The sequence below is a fragment of the Acidovorax sp. T1 genome (genome assembly GCF_002176815.1).
Classification (GTDB): Bacteria; Pseudomonadota; Gammaproteobacteria; order Burkholderiales; family Burkholderiaceae_C; genus Acidovorax.
In genome coordinates, this window is record NZ_CP021648.1 from 3,470,462 (window position 1) to 3,487,701 (window position 17,240).

Sequence of the window (17,240 nt, forward strand, 5' to 3'; positions counted from 1 at the left end):
TCTCCCTATGACCTCCGAAACCCTTTCTCCATCCCACTGGGCGCTGGGCCGCCTGAGCTGGGACGCCGTTCCCATGGCGCACGAGCCCATCGTGCTGTGGACCTTCATTGCCGTGGTCCTGGGCGGCATTGCCGTCATGGCCGGCATCACCAAGTTCCGCCTGTGGGGCCCCCTGTGGCGCGACTGGATCTGCAGCATCGACCACAAACGGATCGGCATCATGTACATGATCCTGGGCCTGGTGATGCTGCTGCGCGGCTTTGCCGACGCCGTGATGATGCGCCTGCAGCAGGCCATGGCCTTTGGCGACAACATGGGCTACCTGCCGCCGCACCACTACGACCAGATCTTCACCGCCCACGGCGTGATCATGATCTTCTTCGTGGCGATGCCGCTGGTCACAGGCCTGATGAACTACCTGGTGCCGCTGCAAATCGGTGCGCGCGATGTGTCGTTCCCGTTCCTCAACAACTTCAGCTTCTGGATGACCACCGCCGGCGCCATCCTGGTGATGGTGTCGCTGTTCCTGGGCGAGTTCTCCACCTCGGGCTGGCTGGCGTTGTCGAACCTGGGGGCGCAGAGCCCGAGCACCGGGCTGGATTACTACATCTGGGCGCTGCAGATTGCCGGGGTGGGCACCACGCTGTCGGGCATCAACCTGATCGTCACCATCATCAAGATGCGCGCGCCGGGCATGAACCTGATGAAGATGCCCGTATTCACCTGGACCGCGCTGTGCACCAACGCGCTGATCGTCGCGTCCTTCCCCGTGCTGACGGCCGCGCTGGTGCTGATGTCGCTGGACCGCTTCGTGGGCACGAACTTCTTCACCAACGAGCTGGGCGGCAACCCCATGCTGTATGTGAACCTGATCTGGATCTGGGGCCACCCCGAGGTGTACATCCTGATCCTGCCGTGCTTTGGCATCTTCTCCGAGGTGGTGGCCACGTTCTGCCGCAAACGCCTGTTTGGGTACACCTCCATGGTCTATGCCACGGTGGTGATCACCATCCTGTCGTACCTGGTGTGGCTGCACCACTTCTTCACCATGGGCTCGGGTGCCAGCGTAAACACCTTCTTTGGCATCACGACGATGATCATCTCGATCCCCACGGGCGCGAAGATCTTCAACTGGCTGTTCACCATGTACAAGGGCCGCATCCGCTTTGAGCTGCCCATGATGTGGACCGTGGCCTTCATGGTGACGTTTGCCATCGGCGGCATGACCGGCGTGCTGCTGGCGGTGCCCCCGGCCGACTTCGTGCTGCACAACAGCCTGTTCCTGATCGCGCACTTTCACAACGTGATCATCGGCGGCGTGCTGTTCGGCCTGTTTGCCGGCATCAACTACTGGTACCCCAAGGCCTTTGGCTACAAGCTCGACCGCACCTGGGGCGTGCGCTCCTTCTGGCTGTGGGTAGTGGGCTTCTGGGTGGCGTTCGGCCCGCTGTATGTGCTGGGCCTGATGGGCGTCACGCGCCGCGCCAACCACTTTGAAGACCAGTCGTTGCAGATCTGGTTCCAGATCGCGGCGTTCGGCGCCTTCCTGATTGCACTGGGCATCGCCTGCTTCCTGATCCAGCTGGTGGTGAGCTACTTGAAGCGCGAGCAGCTGCGCGACCACACGGGCGACCCCTGGGATGCACGCACGCTGGAATGGGCCACCTCTTCGCCCCCGCCCGACTACAACTTCGCCTTCACGCCCGTGGTGCACGAGATCGACGCCTGGTGGGACATGAAGAAGCACGGCTACCAGCGTCCGCTCACTGGCTTTGCACCCATCCACATGCCCGCCAACACGGGCTCGGGCGCGGTGATATCGGCCCTGTCGCTGGTCTTCGGTTTTGCGCTGATCTGGCACATGTGGCTGCTGGCAGGCGTGTCGTTTGCCGCGCTGCTGCTGGCCGCCATCGTCCACACCTTCAACTACAAGCGTGACTTTTACATCCCGGCGGCCGAAGTGGTCGCCACCGAAGAAGCCCGCACACTCCAACTGGCCCGCCATGTCTGATATCCGCATCCACGCTGGCGCCGCAGCAGGCGCCCTGGCCCCGCGCGAGTACCACCTCGCGCACGAGCCCCACCCCGAAAACGGTACCTCCCTGGGTTTCTGGCTGTACCTGATGAGCGACTGCCTCATCTTTGCTGCCCTGTTCGCCACCTACGGCGTGCTGGGCCGCAGCTATGCGGCCGGCCCCACGGGCGCGCAGCTGTTCGACCTGCCCCTGGTGGCCATCAACACGGCCTTTCTGCTGCTGTCATCCATCACCTTCGGCTTTGCCATGCTGCGCAAGCAACTGGGCGACGTCAAAGGCACGCTGCTGTGGCTGGGCATCACGGGCCTGTTTGGCCTGTGCTTCCTGGGGCTGGAGCTGTACGAGTTCCAGCATCTGATCCACCAGGGCGCAGGCCCGCAGCGCAGCGCGTTCCTGTCGGCCTTCTTCACGCTGGTGGGCACCCACGGCCTGCACGTCACCTTCGGCCTGATCTGGCTGGTGGTGTTGATGGTGCAGATTGGCAAGCATGGCCTGATTCCGGCGAACACGCGCCGGCTGATGTGCCTGTCCATGTTCTGGCACTTTCTGGACGTGGTCTGGATCGGCGTTTTCACCTTTGTGTACCTGATGGGGGTGCTGTAAATGAGCGCACAACACGCAACACACGCGCACGATGCGCATGGGCATGACGATCACCACCACGACGCAGGCCCGCACAGCAGCTTGTCGGGCTACATGACCGGTTTCGTGCTGTCAATCATCCTCACCGCCATTCCCTTCTGGCTGGTCATGGCCAAGGTGATTGCCGACCGTAACACTGCAGTGCTGGTGCTGGGTGGCTTTGCCGTGGCCCAGATCCTGGTGCACATGGTGTGCTTCCTGCACATGAACGGCAAGGTCGAAGGCGGCTGGACCCTTCTGTCCACCATCTTCACGGTGGTGTTCGTGGCCATTGCCATCGCTGGCACGCTGTGGGTGATGTTCCACATGAACACCAACATGATGCCCGAGCACCCCCAGGCGCCGGCTGCGGCGCAGCAGCACGCGCCCGGGCAAGGCACAGCCCACAGCGCCACCCCCTGACCGGCACCACCGCACCGTGCCAACACCGCAGGTGGGCCGCAAGCGCCCGCACTCCCCTGCAACCCTGGCGATGCTCACCTTGGTGGGCATCGCGCTTTTCGTGGGGTTCATCGCGCTGGGCGTATGGCAGGTGCAGCGCCGCGCCTGGAAGCTCGACCTCATCGAGCGCGTCACGCAGCGCATCCAGGCCCCGCCCGGCGCACTGCCGCCGCCAGCACAGTGGCCGCAGGTGGACGCCACCGGGTACGCCTACCAGCCCGTGCGCCTGCAGGGGCAGTGGCTGGCCGACAAAACCGTGCTGGCCCAGGCCAGCACCGCGCTCGGTGCGGGCTATTGGGTGATGACCCCGTTGCAGCAGGCTGACGGAACACAGGTGCTGGTCAACCGCGGGTTCGTGCCGCAAGGCCAGCGCGCGCAGTGGAAAGCGCGCCCCGCCACCCCACCCGGCACGGCCACAGAACCCGTCACGGTGGAAGGCCTGTTGCGCATGAGCGAGCCTGGCGGCGGCTTTCTGCGCCGCAATGACCCGGCGCAGCAACGCTGGTATTCGCGCGACGTGGCCGCCATGGCCCAGGCCCGGCAACTGCCGCGCGCCGCCCCGTTCTTTGTGGATGCTGGCATCCCCGATCGGCAAAGCGCCGCCACGGCAGAACGGCCCCCTGCAGCGCAGGGCCCGTGGCCGCGCCAGGGCCTGACGGTGGTGCGCTTTGCCAACAGCCACCTGGTCTATGCGATCACCTGGTTTGGATTGGCACTCATGGTGGCAGGGGCTGCGGTGCTTGTGGCACGCTACGAGGCGAAGCTGCGTGCAGCCCACCGCCAACACCCCGCCCATGAACCGCAGCCCTGAACCCTTCCACACCACCCGGAACCCCGCCACGCCGGCCAATGCCTCCGCAGGGCTCAGAAACCTGCACCAGCTGATCCAGCTGCGCTGGATCGCCGTGGTGGGCCAGCTGCTCACCATCGAGGCCACCCACTACGGCCTGGGCATGCCCTTGCCGCTGCAGGCCATGCGCTCCATCGTGGCGGGCATGGTGCTGTTCAACCTGGCCAGCCTGCTGCGCTGGCGCACCCGGCGAAACGTTCCCGACTTCGAAATCTTCCTCGGGCTGCTGGTGGATGTGGCCGCACTGACCGCCCAGCTGTATCTGAGCGGCGGCATCGGCAACCCTTTTGTATTTTTGTACCTGCTGCAGATTGCCGTGAGCGCCATGCTGCTGCAAGGCGGCACCATGTGGTTCATCGTGCTGGTTGCCTCGTCGTGCGTGGTGCTGCTGGCGCAGCACAGCCAGCCACTGCCCCTGGCCACCAACCTGCACGAAGGCTGGGCCAGCCCGTATGTGCTGGGCCTGCTGGTGTGCTTCATGATCAACGCCATTTTGGTGGTCATCTTCATCACGCGCATCAGCCACGACCTGCGCCGGCGCGATGCACGGCTGGCGGCGGCCCGCCAGCGGGCCGCCGAGGAAGAGCACATCGTGCGCATGGGCCTGCTGGCCTCGGGGGCGGCGCACGAGCTGGGCACCCCGCTGGCCACCATGGCCGTCATCCTGGGCGACTGGCGGCGCATCCCGGCCCTGACCACAGACCCGGTGCTGCAGGAAGAGATCGCCGAGATGCAAACCCAGGTGCAGCGCTGCAAGGCCATCGTGAGCGGCATCCTGCTGACCGCGGGCGAAACGCGCGGCGAAGACTCCAGCCAGACCACGGTCTGCCAGTTTCTGGACACCCTGGTCACCGACTGGCGCGCCACGCGCTCGATCGACACCTTGGTCTATGACAACCGCATCCAGCACGACAGCCCCATGGTGGCGGATACCGCGCTCCAGCAAATGGTTTTCAATGTGCTGGACAATGCCCGGGACGCATCCCCCCACTGGGTGGCCGTGCGGGCACAGCGCGATGACGACACGCTGCGCATCGTGGTGACCGACCGGGGACCAGGGTTTTCGCCCGAGGTGCTGGCGCAGATCGGCACACCCTACCAATCGACCAAGGGGCGCCCTGGCGGCGGGCTGGGCCTGTTCCTGTCGATGAACGTGGCCCGCACCCTGGGCGGCAGCCTGGTGGCGCGCAACCGCCCCGAGGGCGGCGCGGAGGTCACCATCACAATGGCACTGGCCACCATCGCACTGCAGGACACCGGACAAGGCACCCATGGACACTGAACGCTTGCTGCTCATCGTGGAAGATGACGAAGCCTTTGCCCGCACCCTGGCACGCTCGTTCGAGCGGCGCGGCTACCGGGTGCTGCAGGCCGACAGCGTGGCGCGCATGGAAGACCTGCTGACCGAACACCGCCCCGACTATGCGGTGGTGGACCTCAAACTCAAGGGCGAGGCATCGGGCCTGGCCTGCGTGCGCAAGCTCCATGCGCACCACGCTCCCATGCGCATCGTGGTGCTGACCGGCTTCGCCAGCATTGCCACGGCGGTGGAGGCCATCAAACTGGGCGCTGCGCATTACCTGGCCAAGCCGTCCAACACCGACGACATCGAAGCCGCCTTCGGCCTGCACGAAGGCAATGCCGACGTCGAACTGAGCAACCGCTCCAGCTCCATCAAAACCCTGGAATGGGAGCGCATCCACGAGGTGCTGGCAGAAACCGACTTCAACATCTCCGAAGCCGCACGCCGGCTGGGCATGCACCGCCGCACGCTCAGCCGCAAACTGGGCAAGCAGCGCGTCTGACCCTGACTCTTGCCCCAGCCAGGGCCGCGCCGCGATTGCGCCACGTTTGCGCACAGCAGATTCACAGAACAGTGGGGGCGCGAACGGCGCCAGCCCCTACTATCCTCCCTTCGGTGCAAGCCGCCCTGAACACGTTGAGTTTTTTGCCCCAAACCATCAGGAGAGACATGTTCGAGATTGCCCTGCTGCTCACCGCCGCCTTTGCGGCCGGCACCCTCAATGCCGTTGCAGGAGGCGGCAGCTTTCTAACGCTGCCCGCCCTGGTCTTTACCGGCGTACCGCCCGTGGTGGCCAATGCCACCGGCACCGTGGCGCTGCTGCCCGGCTACATGGCCGGCGCCTGGGGCTTTCGCGAAGACACGGCCCCGCCGCCCGGGCTGTCGATGCGGCGACTGGTGGTGCTTGCGCTCATCGGCGGTGCGGCAGGTGCGGCGCTGCTGCTGGTCACGCCCGACGCCACCTTCCGCCGCGTGGTGCCCTGGCTGCTGCTGGCGGCCACGGCGCTGTTTGCGTTCGGGCCGCAATTGCGCCGGCTGCTGGCAGGCGGCAAACCGTCCACCGCCAAAGCCACCGTGGGCGTGCTGGCGGTGGCGGCGTATGGCGGCTACTTCAACGGCGGGCTGGGCATCTTGCTGCTGGCCCTGTTCGGCCTTTTGGGCCAGACGAACCTGAATGCCATGAACGGCCTCAAGAACTGGGTTTCGGCCCTGCTCACCGCCATTGCCGTGCTCATCTATGCCGCAGGTGGCGTGGTGCTGTGGCGCGAGGCACTGCTGATGATGCTGGCCGCCACGGCCGGCGGCTATGGCGGTGCACGCGTCGCGCGGCGCATTCCGGCGCCCAGGCTGCGCTGGGGCATCGTGGCCACAGGGCTGGTGATGGCGGGGCTGTTTTTCTGGCGTCAATAGGCTCGGACGGTTGCCAGGCTAACGCCCCGGCGCCAGGGAGCTGGAGCGACCCGCCAGCGTGTAGGCTTTGAGCCACTGCGCACAGACCAGATAGCCCAGCACCAGCGCGCCCATGCCCACCAACATGTCGGCGGGGGGCGCCACAAAACCGAACCAGCCCCCCAGCGGCGTGAACGGCAACACCATGGCCACCAGCAAGGCGATCAGCGACGACGCCACCAGCGCCGGGTGCGCAAGATCGCGCCACGGCTGGGCACGGGTGCGGATGATGAAGATCACCAGGATCTGCGTGGCCATCGACTCCATGAACCACAGCGTGCGAAATTCCTCAGGCGTGGCCTGAAACAGCCACAGCAGCCCACCGAACGTGGCCAGATCGAACAGCGACGACAGCGGCCCCATGGTGCCGGCAAAGCGCAGCAGGCCCTGCATGTCCCACACTTGGGGCTGCGCGATGGCCTCGGGGCGCACCGTGTCGAGCGGAATACCGATTTCCGAAAAGTCGTACAGCAGGTTGTTCAACAGAATCTGCGTGGGCAGCATAGGCAAAAACGGCAGGAACAACGATGCCACCGCCATCGACAACATGTTGCCGAAGTTGGAGCTGGCGCCCATGCGCACATATTTGAGGATGTTGACAAAAGTGCGTCGCCCCTCCTCCACGCCATCAGCCACCACCTCCAGGTCCGACGCCATCAAAATCATGTCAGCCGCCGCCTGGGCCACGCCGCTGGCGCCTTCCACCGACAGCCCGATGTCGGCCACCTTGAGCGCGGGGGCGTCGTTGATGCCGTCGCCCAGAAACCCCACCACCGCGCCATGCGACTGCAGCGCCCGCACCAGGCGCGCCTTCTGGTCGGGCGCCAGCCGGGCGTAGATGTCCACCGATTGCACCTGCACCGCCAGGGCATCGTCCGTGAGGGCGGCCACGTCGGCGCCGGTCAGCACCCGGTCGGCGGGCAAGCCCACCTGCTGCGCCAGCCGCTGCACCACGACGGGGTCGTCGCCCGACAGGATCTTCAGGCGCACGCCAGCCCCCGACAGCCGGGCAATGGCCGCAGCCGCCGTGGGCTTGGCCGGGTCGGCAAAGGCACACAGCCCCTCCAAGACCAGGTCCTTCTCGTTGGCTGCGGTCAATGCCTGTGCAGCACTGGCGATGTCGAGCTGGTTGCGCGAGGCCACGGCCACCACGCGCAGCCCCTGCTGGGCCAGCGCCTGCAAGCGCTGACGGACTTGGGCCTGCTCGACGTCGCCGAAGGATTGCACCGCGCCGCCCACGCGGTGGGCCGTGCACAAGGCCAGCACCGCCTCGGGCGCGCCCTTGACGATCAGCAGGCGCCCGTCTGGCCCCTCGGCCCAGACACTTCCGACGCGGCGGGTGAAATCGAACGCATGGCGCTGCAGCATCTTCCAGCCCTGCGCCGCTTCGGGGTGGCTGGCCAGCAGCGCCGCATCCAGCGCCCCCCGGTCGCCGCCCAGGCTGGCGGCAATGGCGCCCAACCAGGCGGCCTGCGGGTCGTCCTGCCCCGCCGCATCCAGGCTGCGTGACAGGGCAATCTCGGCACTGGTCAGCGTGCCCGTCTTGTCGGTGCACAGCACCGTCATGGCACCCAGGTCGTGAATGGCCGCCAGCCGCTTGACGATGACCCTGCGCCCCGCCATGCGCAAGGCGCCACGCGACAACGTCACGGTGGTGATCATGGGCAGCAGCTCGGGCGTGAGGCCCACCGCCAGCGCCACCGCAAACATCAGCGATTCGAGCACCTGGCGGCCAAACAGCATGTGCGTGGCCAGCACCACTACCACCAGAGCCAGCGTGAGGCGGGCGGTGATCAGGCCAAAGGCATGCATGTCGCGCTGGAAGGCCGACACCTCCTGTCCCTCGCCCAGCACAGCGGCGGCGGCGCCAAACAACGTGTTGCGGCCGGTGCCCACCACCAGCGCCCGCGCCTCGCCCGTCTGCGCGACCGCGCCGCGAAACAAGGCATTGCTGGCCTCGCCCGCCGCGGAGGCAGTCACCACGCCGGGGCGCTTCTCCACGGGATAGGGCTCGCCAGTCAGGGCGGCCTCACCCGCCGTGAAGGCATCGCCTTCCAGCACCAGGGCATCGGCGGCGATGATGTCACCCGCGCGCACGCGCATGACGTCGCCGGGCACCACCTCTTCCACGGGCACCTGGCGAAACACGCCGCCCCGCAGCACCTCGGCACGCAGCGCCACCGAACGGCGCAGCATCTCGGCCGCGCGGTTGGCCCGCCCTTCCTGCACGGTGTCAAGCCCGATCGACAGACCCAGAATAGTCACGATGATGCCGCCACCCACGCCGTCGCCCGTGGCCACCGAGACCGCACCAGCGCCCAGCAGGATCAGCGACAACGGCTCGCGCAGCCGCCGGCCGACTGCCGCCAGCAGCCCCTTGGCCTGCGGCGGGGCATCGGCATTGGGCCCGTATTGCGCCAGCCGGGCCTGCGCCTCGGTGTCTGTCAGGCCCTCGGCACTGCACTGCAACTGGGTACACAGTGCCTGCGCAGACAGATTCCAGAAACTGTGCGGAGCGACGCCTGACGGATGCGTCATGGCCCCGCTTTCACTGCAGGCCAGGGACAGCCCACGGAACGCTTGTCCAACGGCCGGCGCATACGGCGCTCAGGCGCCACGCACCAGCAACACCGGCACCGGCGACTGGCGCAGCACCTGCTCGGCATCGCTGCCGAGCAGCATCCGGCCCACGCCTCGCCGGCCATGGGTGCCCAGCACGATGAGCTGCACGCCCCATTCCCTGGCCTTGGTGATGACCAAATCGCTGACGCGCCCGGAGTAGCTTTCATACAGCTCGGCTTCCACCGGCACCCCGGCGGCACGCACCCGGTTCTGGGCATCCTGCAGCACCTCCTGGCCGGCCTTCTTGAGCGTCTCGAACACCTCCGCCGTCAGTGCCATGCTGGACTCGAAGCTCGTCATGAACGAGATTTCATCGACCACATGCAGCACCTTGATGGTCGAGCCCATCACCCGCGCCAGTGCAATCGCCTCTTGCAAGCCTGCGAGCGAGGTGGCGCTGCCATCCACAGGAACCAGAATCTTTTCGTACATGGAAAACTCCTCCGAAAAAACGCATGGTAGCCCCGTCCTTCCCCATCACGATGACAGGAATAGCATTGTCACGGGCGCCGAGAACAACGAGAGCCACTAACCGGCGGCAGGCGCCACGCGCAGTGGAATCGTCACGGGTCCGTCGTTCACCAGGTGCACCTGCATGTCGGCTGCAAATTGACCGGTGGCCACCTCGGGATGGGCAGCGCGGGCCCGTTCCACCAGGTAGTCATAGAGCCTGCGCCCTTCATCCGGGGCCGCCGCCTGCGTAAAGCTCGGGCGGTTGCCGCCGGTGGTGTCGGCCGCCAAAGTGAACTGGCTGACCAGCAGCAGGCCGCCGGCCCCGCCGTGGCCGTCCAGGTCCTGCACGCTCTTGTTCATCTTGCCGGCGTCGTCTGAGAAGATGCGCAGCTTCAGGATCTTGGCCAGCAGCTTGTCGGCCTCGGCCTCGGTGTCGCCGCGCTCGGCGCACACCAGCACCAGCAGGCCGGTGCCAATGGCGCCCACGACCTGCCCGTCCACCTCCACGCGCGCCTGTCGCACGCGCTGCAACAGGCTGATCATTCGTCGCCAGTCACCAGCCGCGCCTTCACGGCCTTGCCCTTGACCCGGCCCTGATTCAGCCGCTGTGCAGCCTGCGCACCAATGGCGCGGTCCACCGCCACATAGGTGGAAAAATCGTTCACATTGATCTTGCCGATCTGCTCGCGGGTGTAGCCCATCTCGCCCGTCAGCGCGCCCAGCACGTCGCCCGCGCGGATTTTTTCCTTGCGGCCGCCGATGATCTGGATGGTGACCATGGGCGGCACCAGCGGGCCGCTGCCCGTGGGCGTGAGCTCGGCCACCGGAAACCAGCGCGACTCGCGGCCCTGCAGCACTTCGATCTTGCCCACGCTGCCCATTTCGTCCATGCTGGCGAGGTTGAGCGCCAAGCCCTCGGCGTCGCCCCGGCCGGTGCGGCCGATGCGGTGGATGTGCACCTCGGGGTCGGGCGTCACGTCCACATTGATGACGGCGGCCAGGTTGGCAATGTCGAGCCCGCGCGCAGCCACGTCGGTGGCCACCAGCACCGAGCAGCTCCTGTTGGCAAACTGCACCAGCACCTGGTCACGTTCGCGCTGCTCCAGCTCGCCATACAGCGCCAGGGCGCTGAAGCCATGGGCCTGCAGCACGCCCACCAGGTCGCGGCATTGCTGCTTGGTGTTGCAAAAGGCAATCGACGATTCGGGTCGGAAATGGTTGAGCAGTTGCGACACCACATGCAGGCGCTCGCTGTTCTTCACTTCGTACCAGCGTTGCTCGATCTTGCCCTCGGCATGCTGGGCTTGCACCGTGATCTGCACGGGGGTCTTCATGAACTGGGCGCTGAGCTTGGCGATGCCCTCGGGGTAGGTGGCCGAGAACAGCAGGGTCTGGCGCTCTTTGGGGCACTGGCGCGCCACGGTGGCGATGTCGTCAAAGAAGCCCATGTCGAGCATGCGGTCGGCTTCGTCGAGCACCAGGGTGTTGAGGGCTTCCAGCGAAAGGTGCTGGCGCTCCAGGTGGTCCATCACGCGGCCGGGCGTGCCCACCACGATGTGCGCGCCGTGCTCCAGGCTCAGTGTCTGCGCGCGCAAGGGCACGCCGCCGCACAGGGTCACGACCTTGATGTTTTCTTCGGCCCGCGCCAGGCGGCGGATTTCGGTGGTCACCTGGTCGGCCAGCTCGCGCGTGGGGCACAGCACCAGCGACTGCACCGCAAAGCGGCGCGGGTTGAGGTTGGCCAGCAGGGCCAGCGCAAAGGCGGCCGTCTTGCCGCTGCCAGTGCTGGCCTGAGCGATCAAATCCTTGCCCAGCAAGGCGGGCGGCAGGCTGGCCGCCTGGATGGGCGTCATCTGCGCATAACCCAGCTGCTGCAAATTGGAAAGCTGGGCGGGGCTCAAGGCCAGCGCGCTGAAATCAGTGCTGGCGGCGTTTTCTTTGGAGGTCATGGCCCGATTATCCGGTGCACCCCAACGGTCATGCGATGCCGGCACCCGCCAGATGGCTACTGCAACGCCAACACACCCACAAAAGCCAGCGTGTGCGCCACGATGCCCGGCGCCACGGCCAGCGCATAGCGCCAGCCACCACTGGCCAGCGCCACCACGCACTTGCTGCCAGCATGCACCAGCAGCGCGGCCATCAGGGCCGATGCGATGGCCGGCCCCGCTGCGCTGTCCGGGCCGCCCCGCACCAGCACCGCGGCCGTGGCGGCGTGCACATCGGCCAGGGCCGCCAGCAGGGCGCCGGCCAGCATGCCCGCATCGCCTTGCCAGGCCGTCAGCAGATGCACCCCCACCTGAATGCCCGTGAGCAAGGCGGCGATGATCAACGCGTGGCGCAACTTGAACATGGGCGTGTCGGGCAGCATGCCGGAAACCGCCTCGGTGCCAGGCGCGGGCGCCCTCCGCTGTGCTGCGCCGCCCCGACCGCCCCACCACCCCAGGGCCGCCGCTACACCCCCTCCTGCCAGGGCCGGCAGCCACAGCCGCGCCAGCCACTGCGGCTGCACCGTGGCGGCAACCACCACCATCTGGACCATGGTGGCCACACACGACAGCAAAGCCGCCCCCGCATGGACGCGTGGCGTGGCCTGCCCGGCGCGTACCTCCATCCCCAGACTGGCAATGGTGGCGGTGCTCGACACAAACCCCGACGCCAGCGCCGACAGCGCCACGGCATGGCGCGCCTGCATCAGGCGCCGGCCCACATGCGCCAGCGACTGGATTACCAGCAAGACGATGACCAGGCGCACCACCACCTGCGGGTTCAACACCCCTAGCCACAGGGGCGCGTTGGGGGCCAGCGGATACACCAGCAAGGCCAACGCGGCCAGAATGAGCCCGCTGCGCACCTCGCCAGGCTGCAGCCACTGATTGGCAAACTGGTGCAAGACTTCGCGCAGCGCCAGCAGCCCCGTTACCACCACGGCCAGGGCGGCGGCCAGCAACTGGTCACGCGCGCAGGTCACCCCGATCAGGTAGGCCAGCAAAAAGGCGACCTCGGTGGTCACCCCCGGGTCGCCCGAGCGGTCCCGTGCATAGGCCACCACGGTCAGGACTGCCACCAAGGCAGCCCCTACCACCACCAGGGCTGGAATGGCGATCAGCGCGGCAGCGGCACCGGCGATGGACACCAGAGTGAAGGACCGGACCCCGGCCAACGACCGGTAAGGCCCTGCACCCTTGCGACGCTCGCGCTCGATACCCATCAGCAATCCGCACCCCGCCGCGCTGGCCAGCACGGCCAGCGCTGTCAAAAAATCTGCCCCATGCTGCATAGTGGTTTTGTGCCTTTCTTGTCAGCCCCTTGCCGCATGGTGACAGAAAGAGAAAGGGCGTCTACACCGCGCCGTCACACGCTGCGCCGTGCGCATGTGGACAATAGCCCCATGCCCCAGATTCCCGACTTCATCGCCCCCACCCGCCACACCGACCCGGCCGACGCACTGGCCCAGGTGCAGCGCATCTACCAGCAACAGATTGGCCACCTGCGCACCGCCATGCAGCGCTTTGTGGCCGGCGAAACGCCGGATGGCGCCGTGCGGGCGTTTTACCCGTTCGTGCGCGTGCACACCACCACCGTGGCGCGCGCCGACAGCAAACTGGCCTATGGCTTTGTCGAAGGCCCTGGACGCTACGAAACCACGCTCACACGCCCCGACCTGTTTGCCGACTACTACGCCGAACAATTCCGCCTGCTGCGCCACAGCCACAACGTCGAGCTGGAAGTGGGCACCAGCGCGCACCCCATTCCCATCCACTTCTCGTTTGCCGAGCACGACCATGTGGAAGGCACCCTGACGCCCGAGCGCCGCATGCTGATGCGCGACCTGTTCGACCTGCCCGACCTGGCCGCCATGGACGACGGCATCGCCAACGGCACGCACCGACAGCAGCCGGGCGAGGCACTGCCGCTGTCGCTGTTCACCGCGCCGCGCGTGGACTACTCGCTGCACCGCCTGCGCCACTACACGGGCACGGCGCCCGAGTGGTTCCAGAACTTCGTGCTGTTCACCAACTACCAGTTCTACATCGACGAGTTCGTGCGCCTGGGCCATGCCGAAATGGCCAAACCCGACAGCGAATACATCGCCTTCATCGAGCCCGGCAACGCGGTCACGCGCCGTGCGGGCCTGAGCGCCGAGCCGGGCGACGAGTTGGGCGCGCCGCCACCGCGCCTGCCGCAGATGCCGGCCTACCACCTGGTGCGTGCCGACCGCAGCGGCATCACCATGGTCAACATCGGCGTGGGCCCGGCCAACGCCAAGACCATAACCGACCACATCGCCGTGCTGCGCCCGCACGCCTGGATGATGCTGGGCCACTGCGCCGGCCTGCGCAACACGCAGCAACTGGGCGACTACGTGCTGGCCCACGCCTATGTGCGCGAGGACCATGTGCTCGACGAAGACCTGCCGCTGTGGGTGCCCATCCCGGCGCTTTCGGAAATCCAGGTGGCGCTGGAGCAGGCCGTGGCCGACGTCACGCAGATCAGCGGCGCAGACTTGAAGCGCGTGATGCGCACCGGCACCGTGGCCAGCACCGACAACCGCAACTGGGAGCTGCTGCCCGACAACACGCCCCAGCGCCGCTTCAGCCAAAGCCGCGCCGTGGCGCTGGACATGGAAAGCGCCACCATCGCCGCCAACGGCTTTCGCTTTCGCGTACCCTACGGCACCCTGCTGTGCGTGAGCGACAAGCCCCTGCACGGCGAAATCAAGCTGCCCGGCATGGCCAACCACTTCTACCGCGAACGCGTCGATCAGCATTTGCGCATCGGCATGCGCGCCGTTGAAATCCTGCGCACAGGCGGCGTGCACCGCCTGCACAGCCGCAAGCTGCGCAGCTTTGCCGAGGTGGCGTTCCAATAAGCCGCGCGGGGCGGTGGCGCCATCGTCAAAAACTTCATTTTTGATAGCTACTAGCGCTTATGCAGCAAGCGCTAGAAGCGAATTTCGCCTGATTTTCGACACACCCCAGGCCCCCCATGCGTTCGGGCGGAGATACCCCACCCATCCGTTTGGGCGGAGCCTGTCGAAGCCGTGGCACGACCTGGGTGCAGCCTTTGGCCACAACCCTCGGGCACCCGCCAGATCGCACACAATCAACCCATGACGGCCCTCTTCGCAGCCTCGCAGCTGAGCAAACGCTATGGCGACACCACGGTGGTCAACGAGGTGTCTTTTGCCATTGCCCCCGGCGAATGCCTGGGCGTGATCGGCCCCAATGGCGCCGGCAAGACCACCACCATCCGCATGTGCCTGGGGCACACCGCCCCCGACAGCGGCAGCGTGCAGTTCTTCCCCGGGGCCGGCGCGGCCCCGCTGCACATGCCCCGCGACGCGCTGGCGATCAAGGCGCAGCTCGGTGTGGTCACGCAGTTTGACACGCTCGACCCCGACTTCACCTGCGCCGAGAACCTGCGCGTGTTCGGCCGCTACTTCGGCCTGAAGGGTGCGGTGATGGACGAACGTGTGCCCCGCCTGCTCGAATTTGCCGCGCTCACGCACAAGGCCAACGCCAAGCCCGGCGAACTGTCGGGCGGCATGAAACGGCGCCTGTCGCTGGCCCGCGCGCTGGTCAACGACCCGCGCCTGCTGCTGCTGGACGAGCCCACCACGGGCCTGGACCCGCAGGCCCGCCACCTGATGTGGGAGCGGCTGCAGCTGCTGCTGCAGCAGGGTAAATCCATCTTGCTCACCACGCATTTCATGGACGAGGCCGAGCGCCTGTGCTCGCGCCTGCTGGTGCTGGACCACGGCCGCAAGATCGCGGAAGGCCGCCCGCGCGAGCTGATCGCCCAGCACCTGGAGCCCGACGTGGTCGAGGTCTATGGCGTGGGCGCCGTGGCCCTGGCCGAAGACGCCGCCCTGCGCGTACTGGCCGCCCGCGTGGAGGTCAGCGGCGAGACGGTGTTTTTCTACACACAGAACGCGCAGCCGCTGCTGCAGGCGCTGGGGCAGCATGGCCACCTGCGCACGCTGCACCGGCCGGCGAACCTGGAAGACCTGTTCCTCAAGCTCACCGGGCGGCAGATCCGGGAGTGAGGGAGTGATGCGTTGGCACTGGGGGAACGCCGCTCATCGGGCCTTCAATCACTCCTGATTCAATAGCTACTAGCGCTTATGGAATAAGTGCTAGAGGCCAATTTCACTTAGATTTCGCCTCATACCTTGCGTGGCTTGACCCTGCTGGCGGCCAGCTTGGCGTTGGTGCGCGCCGTGTCCACATCGGCCGCTCGCGCCAGGGCCACACCCATACGGCGCTTCACAAAACTCTCGGGCTTGCCGAACAGGCGCAGGTCGGTGCCCGGCACCCGCAGGGCTTCTTCCACGCCGTCGAACACGATGCCCTGTGCTTCCACACCGCCATAGATCACGGCGCTGGCGCCGGGATTGCGCAGGCTGGTGTCCACCGGCAGGCCCAGGATGGCGCGGGCGTGCAGCTCGAACTCGCTCTGGTGCTGGGTGCACAGCGTGACCAGACCGGTGTCGTGCGGGCGGGGGCTCACTTCGCTGAACCAGACGTCCTGGCCCTTGACGAACAGCTCCACGCCAAACAATCCCTGGCCGCCCAGGTTGTCGGTCACGGCCTTGGCGATCTGGCGCGACTTTTCGAGCGCGGCAGGGTGCATGGGGTGGGGCTGCCAGCTTTCCACATAGTCGCCGCTCACCTGCACATGGCCGATGGGGTCGCAGAAGTGGGTCTCGATCTGGCCGTCCGCGCCCACCGCACGCACGGTGATCTGGGTGATTTCGTAATCGAAGTCGATGAAGCCCTCGACGATCACGCGGCCGTGGCTCACGCGGCCGCCGGCCATGGCGTAGTCCCAGGCGTTTTGCACGTCAGCCGGGCCGTCGATCTTGCTTTGGCCCTTGCCGGAGCTGCTCATCACCGGCTTGACGATGCAGGGATAACCGATGCCCGCATCAATGGCGACCTGCAGTTCTTCGAGCGAGTTGCAAAACTTGTAGGGGCTGGTGGGCAGGCCCAAGGTTTCGGCGGCCAGCACGCGGATGCCTTCGCGGTCCATGGTCAGGCGGGCGGCGCGGGCGGTGGGGATCACGCGCACGGTGACAGCGGCTTCCAGCTCTTCGAGCATGGGGGTGGCGATGGCTTCGATCTCGGGCACCACCAGGTGAGGGCGCTCGGCCTCGATCAAGGCCTTGAGCTGGGACGGGTCGCTCATGGTGATGGTGCGCGCGTGGTGGGCCACCTGCTGGCCGGGCGCGTTCTCGTAACGGTCCACCGCGATGGTTTCCACGCCCAGGCGCTGCAGCGCGATCAGCACCTCCTTGCCCAGCTCGCCCGAGCCCAGCAGCATGACTTTGGTGGCATGGGGGGACAGGGGGGTTCCGAGGGTGGTCATGGTGGGGGCTTTCGAGAAGGTGAAAAAGTCGGTAGGTGGCTGGACGCAGGCGACTTTAATGCACCCGGGCGCA

The 17,240-nt window shown here is 66.8% G+C and carries 15 protein-coding genes; 9 read left to right on the forward strand and 6 right to left on the reverse strand.

The genetic code is table 11. The annotated features are described in order from the left end of the window. The first annotated feature begins 7 nt into the window (after positions 1-7). The 7 genes from cyoB to CCX87_RS16195 all read left to right on the forward strand — a co-directional run bounded on the left by cyoB (position 8) and on the right by CCX87_RS16195 (position 6,682). Complete coding sequence (gene cyoB, locus CCX87_RS16165; RefSeq protein ID WP_087747721.1) at positions 8-2,011, forward strand: cytochrome o ubiquinol oxidase subunit I; 2,004 nt, start codon at positions 8-10, stop codon at positions 2,009-2,011. Beyond that, positions 2,004-2,639 (forward strand): cytochrome o ubiquinol oxidase subunit III, encoded by a 636-nt coding sequence (cyoC, locus tag CCX87_RS16170; protein ID WP_087747722.1) that lies wholly within the window; start codon positions 2,004-2,006, stop codon positions 2,637-2,639. The genes cyoB and cyoC overlap by 8 nt, the downstream gene beginning before the upstream one ends. Further along, positions 2,640-3,080: a cytochrome o ubiquinol oxidase subunit IV gene (gene cyoD, locus CCX87_RS16175; protein ID WP_232476422.1), complete on the forward strand. Its 441-nt coding sequence runs from the start codon at positions 2,640-2,642 to the stop codon at positions 3,078-3,080. It abuts the gene before it with no gap. Positions 3,081-3,150: 70 nt separating this feature from the next. After that, on the forward strand, positions 3,151-3,930 hold the full coding sequence (locus tag CCX87_RS16180) for an SURF1 family protein (protein WP_087747723.1): 780 nt from the start codon (positions 3,151-3,153) through the stop codon (positions 3,928-3,930). After that, on the forward strand, positions 3,914-5,251 hold the full coding sequence (locus CCX87_RS16185) for an ATP-binding protein (RefSeq protein WP_087747724.1): 1,338 nt from the start codon (positions 3,914-3,916) through the stop codon (positions 5,249-5,251). The genes CCX87_RS16180 and CCX87_RS16185 overlap by 17 nt, the downstream gene beginning before the upstream one ends. Then, positions 5,241-5,774 carry a response regulator transcription factor gene (locus CCX87_RS16190; RefSeq protein ID WP_087747725.1) on the forward strand — a complete coding sequence of 178 codons (534 nt, stop codon included), beginning with the start codon at positions 5,241-5,243 and terminating at the stop codon, positions 5,772-5,774. Before CCX87_RS16185 ends, CCX87_RS16190 begins: the two co-directional genes overlap by 11 nt. 167 nt (positions 5,775-5,941) lie before the next feature. Then, entirely contained in the window at positions 5,942-6,682 is a 741-nt protein-coding gene (locus CCX87_RS16195; protein WP_087747726.1) for a sulfite exporter TauE/SafE family protein, read from the forward strand. Between the two features lie 18 nt (positions 6,683-6,700). On the opposite strand, the gene mgtA is transcribed toward CCX87_RS16195, so the two are convergent. The 5 genes from mgtA to CCX87_RS16220 form a co-directional block, all read right to left on the reverse strand. Beyond that, the gene (gene mgtA / locus CCX87_RS16200; protein ID WP_087747727.1) at positions 6,701-9,259 is read right to left on the reverse strand and encodes a magnesium-translocating P-type ATPase; all 2,559 of its coding nucleotides are present in this window, start codon (positions 9,257-9,259) and stop codon (positions 6,701-6,703) included. Between the two features lie 69 nt (positions 9,260-9,328). Continuing rightward, entirely contained in the window at positions 9,329-9,775 is a 447-nt protein-coding gene (locus tag CCX87_RS16205) for a universal stress protein (RefSeq protein WP_087747728.1), read from the reverse strand. A 96-nt stretch (positions 9,776-9,871) separates the two neighbouring features. Further along, positions 9,872-10,339, reverse strand: coding sequence for a D-aminoacyl-tRNA deacylase (gene dtd / locus CCX87_RS16210; protein WP_087747729.1), 468 nt, complete (start codon positions 10,337-10,339; stop codon positions 9,872-9,874). Then, positions 10,336-11,745, reverse strand: coding sequence for an ATP-dependent RNA helicase DbpA (dbpA, locus tag CCX87_RS16215; RefSeq protein WP_087747730.1), 1,410 nt, complete (start codon positions 11,743-11,745; stop codon positions 10,336-10,338). Before dbpA ends, dtd begins: the two co-directional genes overlap by 4 nt. A gap of 56 nt (positions 11,746-11,801) precedes the next feature. Then, entirely contained in the window at positions 11,802-13,076 is a 1,275-nt protein-coding gene (locus CCX87_RS16220) for an MgtC/SapB family protein (RefSeq protein ID WP_087747731.1), read from the reverse strand. A gap of 111 nt (positions 13,077-13,187) precedes the next feature. Here CCX87_RS16220 and CCX87_RS16225 point away from each other — a divergent pair, with 111 nt between their 5' ends. Next, on the forward strand, positions 13,188-14,669 hold the full coding sequence (locus CCX87_RS16225) for an AMP nucleosidase (protein WP_087747732.1): 1,482 nt from the start codon (positions 13,188-13,190) through the stop codon (positions 14,667-14,669). A 240-nt stretch (positions 14,670-14,909) separates the two neighbouring features. Beyond that, entirely contained in the window at positions 14,910-15,845 is a 936-nt protein-coding gene (locus tag CCX87_RS16230; protein ID WP_087747733.1) for an ATP-binding cassette domain-containing protein, read from the forward strand. A gap of 119 nt (positions 15,846-15,964) precedes the next feature. Here CCX87_RS16230 and purT read toward each other — a convergent pair whose 3' ends face one another. Then, positions 15,965-17,167 carry a formate-dependent phosphoribosylglycinamide formyltransferase gene (purT, locus tag CCX87_RS16235; RefSeq protein ID WP_087747734.1) on the reverse strand — a complete coding sequence of 401 codons (1,203 nt, stop codon included), beginning with the start codon at positions 17,165-17,167 and terminating at the stop codon, positions 15,965-15,967. Between the last annotated feature and the right edge of the window lie 73 nt (positions 17,168-17,240).

Bases quoted from the DNA above. Each gene is read 5' to 3' on its own strand.
- cyoB (WP_087747721.1), top strand. From the start codon at position 8: ATGACCTCCGAAACCCTTTCTCCATCCCACTGGGCGCTGGGCCGCCTG.
- cyoC (WP_087747722.1), top strand. From the start codon at position 2,004: ATGTCTGATATCCGCATCCACGCTGGCGCCGCAGCAGGCGCCCTGGCC.
- cyoD (WP_232476422.1), top strand. From the start codon at position 2,640: ATGAGCGCACAACACGCAACACACGCGCACGATGCGCATGGGCATGAC.
- CCX87_RS16180 (WP_087747723.1), top strand. From the start codon at position 3,151: ATGCTCACCTTGGTGGGCATCGCGCTTTTCGTGGGGTTCATCGCGCTG.
- CCX87_RS16185 (WP_087747724.1), top strand. From the start codon at position 3,914: ATGAACCGCAGCCCTGAACCCTTCCACACCACCCGGAACCCCGCCACG.
- CCX87_RS16190 (WP_087747725.1), top strand. From the start codon at position 5,241: ATGGACACTGAACGCTTGCTGCTCATCGTGGAAGATGACGAAGCCTTT.
- CCX87_RS16195 (WP_087747726.1), top strand. From the start codon at position 5,942: ATGTTCGAGATTGCCCTGCTGCTCACCGCCGCCTTTGCGGCCGGCACC.
- mgtA (WP_087747727.1), bottom strand. From the start codon at position 9,259: ATGACGCATCCGTCAGGCGTCGCTCCGCACAGTTTCTGGAATCTGTCT.
- CCX87_RS16205 (WP_087747728.1), bottom strand. From the start codon at position 9,775: ATGTACGAAAAGATTCTGGTTCCTGTGGATGGCAGCGCCACCTCGCTC.
- dtd (WP_087747729.1), bottom strand. From the start codon at position 10,339: ATGATCAGCCTGTTGCAGCGCGTGCGACAGGCGCGCGTGGAGGTGGAC.
- dbpA (WP_087747730.1), bottom strand. From the start codon at position 11,745: ATGACCTCCAAAGAAAACGCCGCCAGCACTGATTTCAGCGCGCTGGCC.
- CCX87_RS16220 (WP_087747731.1), bottom strand. From the start codon at position 13,076: ATGCAGCATGGGGCAGATTTTTTGACAGCGCTGGCCGTGCTGGCCAGC.
- CCX87_RS16225 (WP_087747732.1), top strand. From the start codon at position 13,188: ATGCCCCAGATTCCCGACTTCATCGCCCCCACCCGCCACACCGACCCG.
- CCX87_RS16230 (WP_087747733.1), top strand. From the start codon at position 14,910: ATGACGGCCCTCTTCGCAGCCTCGCAGCTGAGCAAACGCTATGGCGAC.
- purT (WP_087747734.1), bottom strand. From the start codon at position 17,167: ATGACCACCCTCGGAACCCCCCTGTCCCCCCATGCCACCAAAGTCATG.